Consider the following 13,654-nt stretch of genomic DNA (forward strand, 5'->3'; position numbering starts at 1 on the left):
ACGGCTCAGGCGAGCAGGTCGCCGACGACCACGGGTTCCGGCACCAGCGCCACACCGAAGCGGTTGAGCACGCTCACCTGGACGTACCGCGCCAGCTCGGCGACCTGGGCGGCGGTCGCACCGCCGCGGTTCGTCAGCGCGAGCGTGTGCTTGGTGGAGATGCCGGCACGGGAGCCGGCAAGCGCGTACCCGCGGTGGACGCCGGCGTGCTCGATGAGCCACGCGGCGCTGAGCTTGACGTCCTCGCCGACCGGCCAGCTCGGCGCGTCGGCAGGCAGGGACTCGGCGAACCCGGCCGAGACGATCGGGTTGGTGAAGAACGAGCCGGCGCTCCAGGTGTCCTGGTCGTCGTCGTCGAGGACCATCCCCTTCGAGGACCGCAAGGCCAGGACCGTGGAACGCACCTGGGCGGGGTCGACCCGGTCGCCCAGCGTCACACCGAGGGAGCCAGCCAGCTGCGCGTACCGCACGGGCACACCACCTTGGACGTCGGTGCCGAGCGCGAACTCGACGGTCAGGACGACCCCGCGTCGCCCGTGCTTGAGCGTCGAGGTGCGGTAGCCGAGCTCCAGCTCGGCCGCGTCGAGCCACGCGCGCTCCCCCGTGGCCGCGTCGAGGAACTCGACCCGGGTGAGCACGTCGGACAGCTCGACCCCGTACGCCCCGATGTTCTGCACGGGGCTCGCACCGACGGTGCCCGGGATGCCGCTGAGGGCCTCCAGTCCGGTCCAACCGCGCTCGACGGTCGACGCGACGAACGCGTCCCAGGGTTCCCCGGCGGCGACGCGGACGGTGACGCCGTCCGTGGTGGTGTCGTGTTCGACGCCCCGGGTCCGGACCAGCACCACGGTGCCGTCGAAGCCGTCGTCGGCGACGAGCAGGTTGCTGCCGCCGCCGACCACGAGCCAGTCGTCGTCGCCCCAGGCGTGGCGGACGTGCGCGACGAGCTCGTCGGTGGTGTCCGCGGTGAGCAGGCGACCGGCGGCTCCCCCGACGCGCAGGGTCGTGAGGTCGGCGAGGAGGGTGTCGGCCACGATCAGCGGAACACCACCGTGACCTGCGCCTTGCCGAGCACGGTCTGTCCGGCGGCGGTCACGGTGAGGTCGATGCGCTGCGGACGGCCCTGGTCGTCGACGGTGCCGACCTTGGCGACGACGCCGACGGTTGCGCCCTGCTCGGGGTCGACGACCACCGGGCGCGTGAAGCGGACGCCGTAGGAGGCGATCCACCCGCGGTCGCCGAGCCACTCGGACACGGGCTGGACGGCGAGGCCCATCGTGAGCATGCCGTGCGCGAGCACACCGGGCAGCCCGACGGAGGTGGCGACGTCGTCGCGGTAGTGGATCGGGTTGAAGTCCCCGGACGCACCGGCGTAACGCACGAGAGAGTCGCGGGTGAGGTGGACCTCACGCTCGGCGACCACCGTGCCGACCTCGGCCGTGGTGGGGGTTGCGGTGCTCATGCGTCGTCTCCTCGGACCACGAGGGTGGAGGTCGCCGTGACGACGTGCTCCCCCGCGGCGTCGCTCATGGTGCTCTCGGCGGTGACCATGGCGTTGCCGCCGAGCGTCTTGACGCTCGTCACCGTCAGGGTCGCGGTGAGCTCGTCACCCGCCACGATCGGCCGGTCGTAGGTGAACTTCTGCTCACCGTGCACCACGCGCGAGAAGTCGATGCCCGCGTCGGGTTCGGCGAGGAGCTGGGCCAACGTGGCTTCCTGCACGACGACCGCGAAGGTGGCCGGTGCGACGACGTCGGCGTAGCCGGCGGCACGGGCGGCGTCCGTCTCGTGGTGGATCGGGTTGGTCGCGAACGTCGCGCGTGCGAACTCACGCACCTTCTCGCGACCGACCAGGTAGGGCGGGGCCGGCGGGAACGTCCTGCCGACGAGCTCGGGGTTCACTGACACGACCGGCAGTCTATCGACGGCAGCGGGTCGCACGGGTCCTGAGGATGGATCGCGTATGCTCGCGGGGCGCGGTGCCGGAGGGGGCGTCGACGCGCTGTCTTCACTCTGGGAGGGTGCGATGGAGACCACGATCGAGTACGCGGTGCACACGGGCGACCGCAGCGCCGCGATGGAGCTCGCCGGCGCTGCACTGCGGTCGGCCGGGCATCGCGTCGACGCCGCCCCGGGGACGATCGTCGCCGAGTCCGGCAGTCGTGTCCTGACGATGCTGCTCGGCGCGCTCGTCCACCCGGCGCGGGAGTACCGCCGGTACGAGCTGGTCGTGTCGACCGCAGGGAGCCGGTCGACCCTGACGCTGCGGCACGCCGACCACGGCCCGGCGGTGGTGGGCGGGTCGATCGGCGCTGACCGGCGGCGGGAGCACTGGCGGCGGGTGTCGCGCGCGGTCGAGGGGTCGCTGCGCGCGGCCGGCTTGCTCGTCGCGCCGGGCGGTCGATAGGTCCGGCGTCATGCGAATTGCGTTCGCGGAACTCAAGGCGCGCGGAACCACGTGAACGCACGGCGCGACGTGATCGCGGTTGTGAGAAATTCGGCGGCGTCGAGCGGCGGGCGGCGACCGCCTGGAGGCCCCGTTCCGGTCCGGCGGACGCGCGCCGGGCCTCCAGTCGGTGGGGTCGCACCCCCGCACGCCCGTCGCGCCCCCGCACCACGGGGCGCGACGTCCGCAAGGGGGCGCGAACTGCGTTCGTGCGAGATGCTCCCCGTCCGCCACGCCACCAGCGCGAGCCCCGGGAACGACGAAAGCCCGGCGCGGACGCCGGGCTTGCGGTAGCGAGGGCGGGACTTGAACCCGCGACCCCACGATTATGAGTCGTGTGCTCTAACCAACTGAGCTACCCCGCCACAGATCCGGCGATGAGTTCTCGCCGGGTCGGAGCCCCGAGTCAGGATTGAACTGACGACCCCTTCCTTACCATGGAAGTGCTCTACCACTGAGCTATCGGGGCGAGTACCGCGAGCGGCACCACACGAGGATAGCAGAACCCGGACGGTGGTCCGGAACCGGCCACGACGCCCGGGCGTGCCGTCCGCGGAGCTAGTTCGCGTTCGCCTTGAGCCATGCCAGCGGGTCCACCGGGACGCCGTCGACGTGGACCTCGAGGTGCAGGTGCGGGCCCGTGGAGTTGCCCGTCGAGCCGACCAGACCGAGCTCGTCGCCGACCGCGACCTGCTGGCCCTTCACGACCTTGAACGAGTTGTCCATCATGTGCCCGTAGACGCTGGTGAACTGCTTGCCGTCGACGTCGTGCTCGACCCAGACGTCGTTGCCGAAGCCGCCGTCGTCGGGCTGCACCTTGATGACGGTGCCCGCGGCGATGACGCGGATCGGCGTGCCGGCGCCCGGTGCGAAGTCGACGCCCTGGTGGTTCGTCGAGCAGAACGAGCAGCCCTCGACCTGACGACCGCCGAAGCCGGAGGTGATCGGCACGCCGGTCAGGAACGGCCACTGGATGGTGCCGTTCGCGTCGTTCGTGAAGCTCGAGGAGTCGACGTTCTTGTACTGCGTGGCGTCGGAGACCGTGTAGGCGTCGCGACCGGTCTCGGCCTCGGTGGCGTCGCCGACGGCGAGGGACTGGGCGTCGCCCGCGACGGCGGCCCGCTGCGTGGTCGAGCCGGGCTCCGGGGTGTAGAGCGCCTGCGCCGGCAGCGACGTCGACACGACGAGCCCGGCGACGAAGAGCAGTGCACCGACCGCCGTGACCCGCGAGGCGTTCCGCTGGAAGGCGCTCCCCCGTCGCGGCGTGGGCATCGCAGCCGGACGAGCGGTGGCACCGAGGTGGCGGGTCGCGCGATCGACACGGCGCGGGGCCACCGGAGCGGCGGTGCGCGCGGACGCGGCTGCCTGCGGCCGCGGAGCGGCGGTCTGCGGGCGGGGAGCGGCGGTCTGCTTGCGCGGGGCAGCAGTCCTGGCGGCGCCGCGCGGGGTGGCGTCCGGGCGCGTGGCCGTCGGGCGAGGGGCGCTCGGACCGGAGGCCGCTGCTGCGGCTCGACGGACGGCCGCCGGTGCGACGACCGGCGAGGTCGGCGCCGGGGGCGTCTCCGGCTGGAGCGTCGAGGCCGGCAGCACCGGGGAAGCCGGTGCTGGCGGCGTGACCGGCAGCGCGGGCGAGTCAGCGGTCGAACGTGCGGCGGCGACCGGCTCGGCAGGGGCGGCGACGGGCTGGTCGCGTCGGACCGACTGCTTGGCGACGGCGCGTTCCGCTTCGATACGGGCCCGGCGGGTCAGATGGACGGCTGGTGCCGGTGCATCGGAGACCTTCTGGTCGGCGGCGACGGGCGAGAGCGGAGTTCGGGGCATACGTACGGTGCAGATCCTGATCGAGGCAGATGCGCTCATTGGTAACGAGCAGATAACGGGACCCGAGCGACGGTACCAGGGCTCTCGGCGCTCCGCCAGTCGTGACGGGGACCCGGACCGCTCCCCAGAGGTGGGGTCAGCTGGCCAGAGCAGTGGCCTCGGCGGTGCGGACGAGTTCCTCGAGCGGTGCGGCGACCGACGGTGCCGCGAACAGGAAGGAGCGCGTACCGCCCGCCTGCCAGGTGCGGACGACGGCGCCGGACGAGGCGGCCACGATGGCTCCGGCTGCGATGTCCCACGGGTTCACACCACGCTCGTAGTAGGCGTCCACCACGCCGGCACCGACCGCGCAGCAGTCGAGCGCAGCGGAGCCACCGCGGCGGATGTCGCGGACCTCGCCGAGCAGTCCGGCGAGCACGGCGACCTGCTCACGACGGCGGTCCACCGTGTAGCCGAACCCGGTGGCGACGAGGGTCTCGGCGAGCGACGCCGGCGTGGCGACGGCGATCGGCGCACCGTTCAGCGTCGCCGGTGACCCCGCGACGGCGCGGTACACGTCGCCGGTGGCAGGAGCCACGACGACGCCGGCGATCGGCTCCCAGACGGCGGGGTCCGGTTCGCCGCGGACGACCCCGATGCTGACGGCGTACTGCGAGCTGCCGTACAGGTAGTTGACGGTGCCGTCGATGGGGTCGACCACCCACGTGATGCCCGTGGAGCCTGGTGTCGCACCGGTCTCCTCGCCCAGGAAGCCGTCGTCGGGGCGTGCTGCGCGGATGCGGTCGTGGACGAGGGACTCGACTTCTCGGTCGGCGGCGGTGACGACGTCGACGATGCTGGACTTGCGGTCAGCGACCTCGACGCCCTCGGCACGACGGCGGGCTGCGAGTGTGGCGGCTTCGGTCGCGATGGCCTGGGCCAGGTCGGCGAGTTCGGTCGGTGTCGGCTCAGCGCTCATGCTCCGATCCTCCCAGCACCGTGCGACCGGGTGTTCAGGCCGGGCCCACCGGACGGGAGGCAGCGGTCCAGCCCGCACCGGGCCTCCTGTCCGGCGCGGTCCAGCCCGTCAGGAACGAGGGCGTGCGGCACACGACGAGAAAGGGGCCCGTCAGAAGCGGGGCCCTGTCGACAAACAGAACAGGGCCCCGTCAGAAACGGGGCCCTGTCCGATGTCGTCACCACCCGCAGAGAGTTCTTCAGCGAATGGACACGTGGCGAGTGAGGGATTCGAACCCCCGAAGGCTACGCCGGCTGATTTACAGTCAGATCCCTTTGGCCGCTTGGGTAACTCGCCATGCGCGCACCCAGCCCGTGTGATCACCAACCGGAGGCGCCAGAACAGCATACCGGATGGTCGGCGATGGTCGCGACCAACCGCGATCAGCAGCGATGGATAGGGTGGACGGCATGGCAGACAGCTCCTTCGACGTGGTCAGCAAGGTCGACAAGATGGAGGCGGACAACGCCCTCAACCAGGCCGCGAAGGAGATCGAGCAGCGCTACGACTTCAAGGGCGTCGGCGCCTCGATCGCGTTCAGCGGCGAGGACGTCCTCATCAAGGCGAACACCGCCGAGCGCGCCACGGCCGTCCTCGACGTGTTCGAGTCGAAGGCCATCAAGCGCGGCATCAGCCTCAAGAGCATCGATGCCGGCGAGCCCTACGCCTCGGGCAAGGAGTTCCGCATCGAGGTGTCGTTCAAGAACGGCATCGAGCAGGACGTGGCGAAGAAGATCGGCGCGTTCCTCCGGGCCAACGCCGCCAAGAGCGTGAAGAGCCAGATCCAGGGCGACGAACTCCGGGTCTCCTCCAAGAGCCGCGACGACCTGCAGAACACGATCCAGCTGCTCAAGGGCGAAGAGTTCGACGTGCCGCTGCAGTTCATCAACTTCCGCTGACGCGCCGACCCCCCGACGACTCGACACCCCCGTGGAGCACTGGCTCACCGTCGCCCTGGTCATCCTCCTGATCCTGCTGGACCTGGCGATCCGCGCGTTCTCGATCATCTACGTCCCGATCAACCGCAAGCCCCAGACGGCCACGGGTTGGCTCCTCGCGATCTTCCTCATCCCCTACATCGGCTTCATCGTCTTCCTGGTCATCGGGTCGACGAAGCTGCCGAAGGCCCGGCGAGAGAAGCAGACCGAGATCAACGCGTACATCCTCGAGCAGACCGAGGGCATCGAGCGTGTGCGACGAGACCACCCGTGGCCGCACTGGTTCGAGAGCATCACGACGCTGAACCGGACGCTGGGCGCGATGCCCCTGGTCGGCGGCAACTCGGCCGAGCTCTACCCCGACTACGACGAGTCCTTCGCCGAGATGGCGAAGGCGATCGACGCGTCCCGGCGCTTCGTGCACGTCGAGTTCTACATCGCCTCGCTCGACGACACCACCCGCCCGTTCTTCGAGGCGCTGGCGCGGGCACAGGCCCGGGGCGTCACCATCCGGTTCCTCATGGACCACTGGGCCAGCCGCGGGTACCCGGGCTTCAAGGACACGCTGGCGTTCCTCGACGAGGCGGGCATCGAGTGGCACCTGATGCTGCCGCTGCAGCCGCTGCAGGGGAAGTTCCAGCGACCCGACCTCCGGAACCACCGCAAGATCATGGTGATCGACGGGTCGATCGCGTTCACGGGTTCGCAGAACCTGATCGACCGGTCCTACGACACGAAGGCGCACATCGAGAAGGGCCTGGCGTACAAGGACCTCTTCGCACGGTTCGAGGGCCCGGTCGTCGCGGGGATCAACGCCCTGTTCGTGACCGACTGGTACAGCGAGACCGACGAACTGCTGCTGCGCGAGAGCGACCCCGTCCAGCGAGCCGACCGCGGCGACGCCCTGGACTGCCAGGTCGTCCCCTCCGGCCCGGGTTTCGACGGCGAGAACAACCTGCGCCTGTTCAACGCGCTGCTCTACTCGGCACAGAAGAGGGTGTCGATCACCTCGCCGTACTTCGTCCCGGACGACTCGATGCTCTACGCCATCACCACGACGGCGCAGCGCGGGGTCGAGGTCGAGCTCTTCGTCGGGCAGATCGGCGACCACGCGATGACGTGGCACGCGCAGCGCTCGTACTACGAGGGTCTGCTCCGCGCCGGCGTGAAGATCTGGCTGTACCGGGCACCGACGATCCTGCACGCCAAGCACTTCACGATCGACGACGACGTCGCCGTCATCGGATCGAGCAACATGGACATGCGCTCGTTCTCCCTCAACCTCGAGATCTCGGTCATGGTGCGCGGCGAGCGGTTCGTCAACGCCCTTCGTGGCGTGCAGAGCTCGTACCGTCAAGAGAGCATCCAGCTCGACCTCGAGACCTGGCTCGGACGCACGCGACGTTCGCAGGTGCTCGACAACGTCGCGCGGCTCACGGCAGCACTGCAGTAGCGCCGGACAGGAGGCCCGGCTCGCGCCCGGTGGTGCCGCTGCGGTCCCGACGGTGTCAGCGGACGACCGACGCGGCGATCCGGGCGACGAGCCGCTCGGCCGGTCCCCGGCCGAGGAACCGCTGCCACAGCATCGCGAACAGCACGGCGCCGAACACGAACCACCACCACGTCGCGGCCTGCTGCGGCAGCGCGGGCAGTGCGGCGATCACGACGAGGTGCAGCGCGTAGATCGTCAGCGGCATCGACCCGACCGCGGACAACGGCGTCGCGATCCGCTCGACGGTCCGCCCGCGGCCGTCGACCAGCAACGTGCAGAGCGCGATGACGGCGACGGCGACCCCGGCGGACCCGACGACGTCGACGATCGACCCGGAGTGGTCGCGCGGCGACAGGAACACCTGCGCGAACCCCTGTCCGACCGTCGCACCCTCCGGGACGAACGGCACCCCGGGGAACGCGTCCCCCGCATCGACCGGGACGGGGGCGGCGACCGAGCCGACGACGTACGCGGTGGCGGCGACCAGTGCGCCGGACGCGAGGAGCGCGATCTGCGTGCCCCGCTCCTCCAGTACAGACCGGGCGACCGCCAGCCCGACCAGCACGAACGCCAGGAAGGTGATCACGGGGTACACCAGGCCGAGCTGCACCCCGAACGTGTCGGCCCCGGCGTAGAGCGGCACGATCGCGATCGCCGCGGGCGCGGAGACGAGCGCGCAGACCCCCGCGGCGACGAGCAGTGTGCGTCGTCGCCAGCGCAGTGCCGGCAGCACGAGCAGGAACAGTGCGCCGTAGGTCGGCAGGATCACGTAGACGGACGTACCGAGTCCCATGAGCATGATGCCGATCAGGACGATGACCAGCGCACGGACGGCCAGACGACCGCGGATCCGCGTGATCGCCTGCGGTCCGGGCGGGTGCTGCCGGCCGCTGACGAGCCCGACCGACACCCCGGCCAGCACGGCGAAGAGCGTCGAGGACCTGCCGTTCACCACAGCGGACCACGACGCGGGGTCACTCCAGTCGAGCTGCTCGGCGATGCCGCCGACGTGCGCGGCGACCATGCCGAACAGGGCGACCGCCCGGGCGACGTCGACCCCGGACAGGCGGGCGCCCCGCACCTCGGTGGCGAGGGCGGGGCGCACGGCGGTCATGGCGTCAGACCCGGTCGGCTGGCTCGCGGCCGAGTGACGCGTCGATCATGGCGTCGCGCGGCACGACCTTGACCCGCGCACGACCCTGCGGCTCGCCGAGCGCGATCTCGTGCTCGTCGAGGCGGTGCCAGCCGTCGAGGTCGGTGTACTCGACACCGCGTTCGCGCAGGAGCGCCGGGATCGCGCCCTCGGACGGGTCCTCCGGCGTCCACCAGCTGGCCTGGTCGTTGACGATGTGCTGCACGGTCTCCATCGCGTCGGACTTGGTGTGGCCGATCAGGCCGACCGGCCCGCGCTTGATCCAGCCCGTGGCGTACAGGCCCGGGATCTGCTGGTTGTCGTCGTCGAGGACCTGGCCCTCGTGGTTCGGGATGACACCGTGCCGCTCGTCGAACGGGACGCCGGGCACCGGGGAGCCGAAGTAGCCGACCGCGCGATAGGCCGCCTGGATCGGGATCTCGCGGATCTCGCCCGTGCCCTCGACGCCGCCCTGACCGTTCGGCCGGGTGCGCTCGTACCGGATCGCTGCGACGCGGCCCTGGTCGTCGCCGACGAACTCGAGCGGCTTCGCGTAGAAGTGCAGGTGCAGGCGGCGGCTGGCCTGCCCGACCTCGCGCTTCCGCCACTGCTCGAGCACGCGGTTGATGACCATGACCTGCTTGTTCGTCTGGATCGCGGTGAGCGACGCCTCGTCGTGGTCGAAGTCCTCGTCGTACACGACCATGTCGACGTCGGGGACCTCGCCGAGTTCGCGGAGCTCGAGCGGGGTGAACTTCACCTGGGCGGGACCGCGGCGGCCGAAGACGTGCACGTCGGTGACGGGCGAGCGCTTGAGGCCCTGGTAGACGTTGTCCGGAACCTCGGTCGGCAGCAGGTCGTCGGCGTGCTTGGCCAGGATGCGGGAGACGTCGAGCGCGACGTTGCCGTTGCCGATGACCGCGACGCTCTCGGCCTCGAGCGGCCAGGTGCGGGGGACGTCCGGGTGTCCGTCGAACCAGCTGACGAACTCCGCCGCGCCGTAGGAGCCCTCGAGCTCGACGCCGGGGACGTCGAGGTCGGCGTCCTTGATCGCGCCCGTCGAGAACACGACGGCGTTGTAGTGCTTGCGCAGGTCGTCGAGCGTGATGTCCTTGCCGAACTCGACGTTGCCGAAGATCCGGATGTCGCCGCGGTCGAGCACGTCGCGCAGCGCGTTGATGATGCCCTTGATGCGCGGGTGGTCGGGCGCGACGCCGTACCGGACCAGGCCGTAGGGCGCCGGGAGCTGCTCGAAGAGGTCGATCGACACGTCGTAGGCGTGCGCTTCCCGAAGCAGGATGTCCGCGGCGTAGATGCCGGCGGGACCGGCGCCGACGATGGCGAGGCGGAGGGTGGGCACTGATCGTCTCCAGGTTCGTTCGAGGGGTGGTGCCGTGGTGCGGCGCGGTTGCCCGCCGGGTCAGCGGCTGCGGTCGACGACGGACTCGGCGAACCGTGTGAGGGCGCGTTTCACGACGCCGTCGGGCAGCGGTTCGAGGGCGACGACCGCTTCGCCGGCCCACTGCGCCGCGAGCGCCCGGGTGGCGACGGTGGCCTCGTGGTCGCGGAGCGCGGCGACCGCGGACAGGTACTCGTTCGTGGTGACCGCGTCGTCGGGGGCTCCGGTGACGTCGCGTTCGATCCGCTCGAGCAGCGCGGCGGCACCCGGCTCGGACGCCGCACGACGCCGGAGCTGCAGCAGCGGCAGCGTGTCGACACCGGCCCGCAGGTCGTTGCCGGCGATCTTGCCGGTCTTGTCCTTCGCCGGGGCCAGGTCGATCACGTCGTCGACGAGCTGGAAGGCGACGCCGACCTTCTCGCCGAACGTCCCGACGGCCTCGAGGTAGGCGCGGTCGGCACCGGAGAACAGCACACCCGCACGGGCGGCCGTCGCGATGAGGGACCCGGTCTTGTCGCTGAGCACCTGGATGTAGTGCTCGACGGGGTCGTCGTCGGGCTGCGGACCAGTCGTCTCGTGCAGCTGCCCCATGCACAGTCGTTGGAAGGTCTCTGCCTGCATCCGGATGCCCTCGGGGCCCAGGTCCGCGGTGATCAGGCTGGCGCGGGCGAAGAGCAGGTCGCCGGTGAGGATCGCGACGTTGTTGCCGTACGTCACGTGGGCGGCGGGGACACCGCGGCGCACCGGTGCCTCGTCCATGACGTCGTCGTGGTAAAGCGACGCCAGGTGTGTGGTCTCGACGCTCACCGCTGCCTTGACGACGTGGTCGGTGACACCGTTGCCGAGCTGCGCGATCAGGAGCGTCAGGGTGGGGCGGATCCGCTTGCCGCCCGCGGACAGCAGGTACCGGCTGGTCGTGTCGGCCAGCGTGTCGGCAGAGCGCATGGCGTCGTCCAAGCCCTGCTCGACGAGCTCGAGGCCGTCGTCCACGGCGGTGATGAACCGACGCTCCGCGGGGCTGGCGAACATCCGCTCGCCGATGCCGAGCGACGCTCGGAGACTCGGTGCGCGGCGTGCGACCGGGACGCTCGGGTTCAAGTGGTGCTCCGTGTTCGGGGGCCGTGTGCGGGAGGAGGTGCCGGTCAGCTGTCGGTCGGCTCGACACGCGGCTGCTCGCCGGTGCCCTGGTGGTCCCGGCGCGCCTTGGCACGACGGGCGACGGACTCGCGCACGGTCCCGGCGACGGGCTTGCGTCCGCGGTGCAGGGCGACGATACCGGCCGTCAGGTTGCGGTACGCCACCATCGTGAAGCCGACGCCGCGCAGCCACTGGCTGAGGACCTGCTGTTCGGGCCAGGCCTCGATCGACTCGGCCAGGTAGCGGTAGGCGGCGGGGTTGCTGCTCGACACGCGCGCGATGCCGGGCAGGACCCGCTTGAGGTACGCGCCGTAGCCGAGCCGCAGTGCGGCCAGGGGCGGGGTCGAGAACTCGCAGATCACGACGCGGCCGCCGGGCTTGAGCACCCGGAGCATCTCGCCGAGCGCCTGGTGCGGGTCGTTCACGTTGCGCAGACCGAACGAGATGGTGACGGCGTCGAAGGTGTCGTCGTCGAAGGGCAGGTGCTCGGCGTCGCCCTCGACGAAGGTGATCTCGGGGTGCCGCTCACGTCCGACGGCGATCATGCCCGCCGACAGGTCGAGCGCCGTGACGTCGGCACCCTTCTTCGCGATCACGGCCGCACTCGTGCCGGTGCCCGCGGCGATGTCGAGGACGCGCTCGCCCGGCTGGGGATCGACGGCGCGGACGGTCGCCACCCGCCACAGCGGGGCGTTGCCGGCGGAGAGGATGTCGTTGGTCAGGTCGTACTTCTCCGCGACGTCGTCGAACATGGCCGCCACTTCGTCCGGCCGCTTGTGCATGTCCGCTCTGCTCACCCGTCTGATCCTAGAGGTCCGTCCCGTGCGTTGCCGGAACGACCGGCGCGGCCGCGGGCCTCCCGGGCGCGTCCGCCGACAGCGGCCGCAGCCGACCGTCCGCGCGGCCCGGCGTCGGACGCCTCGCGTACGATCGGCCCGTGAACCGAACCGCCACGGCGGCGCCGCCGCTCACGGTCTCGACCCGGATCCTCGACGACCCGGGCGCCGTGCTCCGCCACACGCTCCCCGACCAACCGCTCGCCTTCGTGCGCAACGGCGACGGCATCGTCGGGATCGGCGAAGCCCTCCGGTTCGTGTTCACCGGGCCCACGCGCATGCGCGACGCCGCCGCCGTCTGGCGTGACATCGTCGCCCGCGCCGAGGTCGACGACCCGGTCCAGCTGCGCGGCTCCGGGCTCGTCGCGTTCGGGACCTTCGCGTTCGCCGACGACTCCGCGTCCACCAGCGTCCTGATCGTCCCGCGGGTCGTGGTGGGGCGGCGCCGGGGCAAGGCCTGGTTGACGGCGATCGACACCACACCCGACCCCGCCCCCCTCGCCTTCACCCGCACGTCCGTCCCGGTCCCCCACGTCGGACCGCACCTGTCCGTCGCGCTGCGCCCCGGCCGGATCGACGAGCACGCCTACGCCGCGTCCGTGGCCGAGGCCGTGCGACGCATCACGGCGGGAGACGCCCGCAAGGTCGTCCTCGCCCGTGACCTCGTCGGAGTCCTGCCGCCGCGGGCCGACCAGCGAGCACTGCTGCTCGACCTCGCCGCCACCTACCCGCAGTGCGTCGTGTTCGCCGTGGACGGGATGGTCGGCGCCACGCCCGAGACCCTCGCCCGCACCGACGGCACGCGGCTGACCGCGCGCGTCCTCGCCGGCAGTGCCGCCCGGGGTGCGGACGCCGTCGCCGACCGGGCCGCCGCCGAGGCCCTCGCCGCCAGCGCCAAGGACGTCGAGGAACACGCGTTCGCGACCGCGTCACTCGTCGACGCGCTCCGCCCGCTCGCCACCGACCTCCGCGTCGACCCCGAGCCCTTCCGCCTGCAGCTGCCGAACCTGTGGCACCTGGCGAGCGACGTGCAGGCGACCCTGCCCGTCGGCACCACCTCGCTCGACGTCGCCGACGCGCTCCACCCCACCGCCGCCGTCGCCGGCACCCCGACGGACGTCGCCGTGCGGCTGGTCTCCGAGCTCGAGGGCGTCGACCGGGGGCGGTACGCCGGGCCGGTCGGGTGGTTCGGGGCGTCCGGGGACGGCGAGTGGATGCTCGCGCTGCGCAGCGCCCAGATCGACCCGGACGGCACGGTCACGGCATGGGCGGGCGCCGGCATCGTCGGCGGCTCGGACCCCCAGCGCGAGGTCGCCGAGACGGCCCTGAAGTTCCGCCCGATCCGCGACGCGCTCGCGTAGCGGCCGCTGACGCGCGGCCGTAGCGCGCCGCCGCACGGTGCGCGATCCGCAGCTGGTGCGAGGAAGACCGCGCCGTGCCCGGCAACAACCCCGCA

13 protein-coding genes and 3 tRNA genes are annotated in these 13,654 nt (G+C 71.6%); 4 read left to right on the forward strand and 12 right to left on the reverse strand.

Annotated features, from left to right (window positions below; translation table 11 throughout):
• Positions 1-5 precede the first annotated feature (5 nt).
• Genes ASG04_RS00820 through ASG04_RS00830 form a run of 3 tightly spaced genes read right to left on the reverse strand, consistent with a single transcriptional unit; the run spans position 6 to position 1,908 of the window.
• A complete protein-coding gene (locus ASG04_RS00820; protein WP_414835815.1) occupies positions 6-1,040 on the reverse strand; it encodes a UDP-N-acetylmuramate dehydrogenase in 1,035 nt (344 codons plus the stop codon).
• Positions 1,037-1,462, reverse strand: a complete 426-nt coding sequence (locus ASG04_RS00825) for a MaoC/PaaZ C-terminal domain-containing protein (protein WP_056118883.1) — start codon at positions 1,460-1,462, stop codon at positions 1,037-1,039. Before ASG04_RS00825 ends, ASG04_RS00820 begins: the two co-directional genes overlap by 4 nt.
• A complete protein-coding gene (locus ASG04_RS00830) occupies positions 1,459-1,908 on the reverse strand; it encodes an FAS1-like dehydratase domain-containing protein (protein ID WP_082517696.1) in 450 nt (149 codons plus the stop codon). The genes ASG04_RS00825 and ASG04_RS00830 overlap by 4 nt, the downstream gene beginning before the upstream one ends.
• A gap of 118 nt (positions 1,909-2,026) precedes the next feature.
• Between ASG04_RS00830 and ASG04_RS00835 the strand changes: the two genes are divergently transcribed.
• On the forward strand, positions 2,027-2,407 hold the full coding sequence (locus ASG04_RS00835) for a hypothetical protein (protein ID WP_156463467.1): 381 nt from the start codon (positions 2,027-2,029) through the stop codon (positions 2,405-2,407).
• 330 nt (positions 2,408-2,737) lie between these two features.
• Here the strand turns inward: ASG04_RS00835 and ASG04_RS00840 are convergent.
• From ASG04_RS00840 to ASG04_RS00860, 5 genes are all read right to left on the reverse strand, one after another.
• Positions 2,738-2,811: transfer RNA gene (locus ASG04_RS00840), tRNA-Met, on the reverse strand.
• 32 nt (positions 2,812-2,843) lie between these two features.
• Positions 2,844-2,915, reverse strand: a tRNA-Thr gene (locus ASG04_RS00845).
• An 89-nt stretch (positions 2,916-3,004) separates the two neighbouring features.
• Complete coding sequence (locus ASG04_RS00850) at positions 3,005-4,267, reverse strand: M23 family metallopeptidase (RefSeq protein ID WP_056118895.1); 1,263 nt, start codon at positions 4,265-4,267, stop codon at positions 3,005-3,007.
• Positions 4,268-4,403: 136 nt separating this feature from the next.
• The gene (locus ASG04_RS00855; RefSeq protein WP_056118898.1) at positions 4,404-5,225 is read right to left on the reverse strand and encodes an inositol monophosphatase family protein; all 822 of its coding nucleotides are present in this window, start codon (positions 5,223-5,225) and stop codon (positions 4,404-4,406) included.
• 254 nt (positions 5,226-5,479) lie between these two features.
• A tRNA-Tyr gene (locus ASG04_RS00860) sits at positions 5,480-5,561 on the reverse strand.
• Between the two features lie 113 nt (positions 5,562-5,674).
• On the opposite strand from ASG04_RS00860, the gene ASG04_RS00865 reads away from it, so the two are divergent.
• Positions 5,675-6,163, forward strand: a complete 489-nt coding sequence (locus tag ASG04_RS00865) for a YajQ family cyclic di-GMP-binding protein (RefSeq protein WP_056120096.1) — start codon at positions 5,675-5,677, stop codon at positions 6,161-6,163.
• 31 nt (positions 6,164-6,194) lie between these two features.
• The gene (cls, locus tag ASG04_RS00870) at positions 6,195-7,655 is read left to right on the forward strand and encodes a cardiolipin synthase (RefSeq protein WP_056118903.1); all 1,461 of its coding nucleotides are present in this window, start codon (positions 6,195-6,197) and stop codon (positions 7,653-7,655) included.
• Positions 7,656-7,710: 55 nt separating this feature from the next.
• Here the strand turns inward: cls and ASG04_RS00875 are convergent, their stop codons facing one another.
• From ASG04_RS00875 to ASG04_RS00890, 4 genes are read right to left on the reverse strand one after another with little or no spacing between them, the layout of a single operon-like run.
• A complete protein-coding gene (locus tag ASG04_RS00875) occupies positions 7,711-8,808 on the reverse strand; it encodes a heparan-alpha-glucosaminide N-acetyltransferase domain-containing protein (RefSeq protein WP_056118907.1) in 1,098 nt (365 codons plus the stop codon).
• A 4-nt stretch (positions 8,809-8,812) separates the two neighbouring features.
• Positions 8,813-10,186, reverse strand: coding sequence for an FAD-dependent oxidoreductase (locus ASG04_RS00880; RefSeq protein ID WP_056118909.1), 1,374 nt, complete (start codon positions 10,184-10,186; stop codon positions 8,813-8,815).
• 60 nt (positions 10,187-10,246) lie between these two features.
• Positions 10,247-11,323: a polyprenyl synthetase family protein gene (locus ASG04_RS00885; RefSeq protein ID WP_056118911.1), complete on the reverse strand. Its 1,077-nt coding sequence runs from the start codon at positions 11,321-11,323 to the stop codon at positions 10,247-10,249.
• Positions 11,324-11,367: 44 nt separating this feature from the next.
• Positions 11,368-12,159, reverse strand: coding sequence for a demethylmenaquinone methyltransferase (locus ASG04_RS00890; protein WP_056118914.1), 792 nt, complete (start codon positions 12,157-12,159; stop codon positions 11,368-11,370).
• Positions 12,160-12,299: 140 nt separating this feature from the next.
• On the opposite strand from ASG04_RS00890, the gene ASG04_RS00895 reads away from it, so the two are divergent.
• Positions 12,300-13,559 (forward strand): isochorismate synthase MenF, encoded by a 1,260-nt coding sequence (locus ASG04_RS00895; protein WP_056118917.1) that lies wholly within the window; start codon positions 12,300-12,302, stop codon positions 13,557-13,559.
• The last annotated feature ends 95 nt before the right edge of the window (positions 13,560-13,654 follow it).

It is taken from the genome of Curtobacterium sp. Leaf183, assembly GCF_001424385.1.
Classification (GTDB): domain Bacteria; phylum Actinomycetota; class Actinomycetes; order Actinomycetales; family Microbacteriaceae; genus Curtobacterium.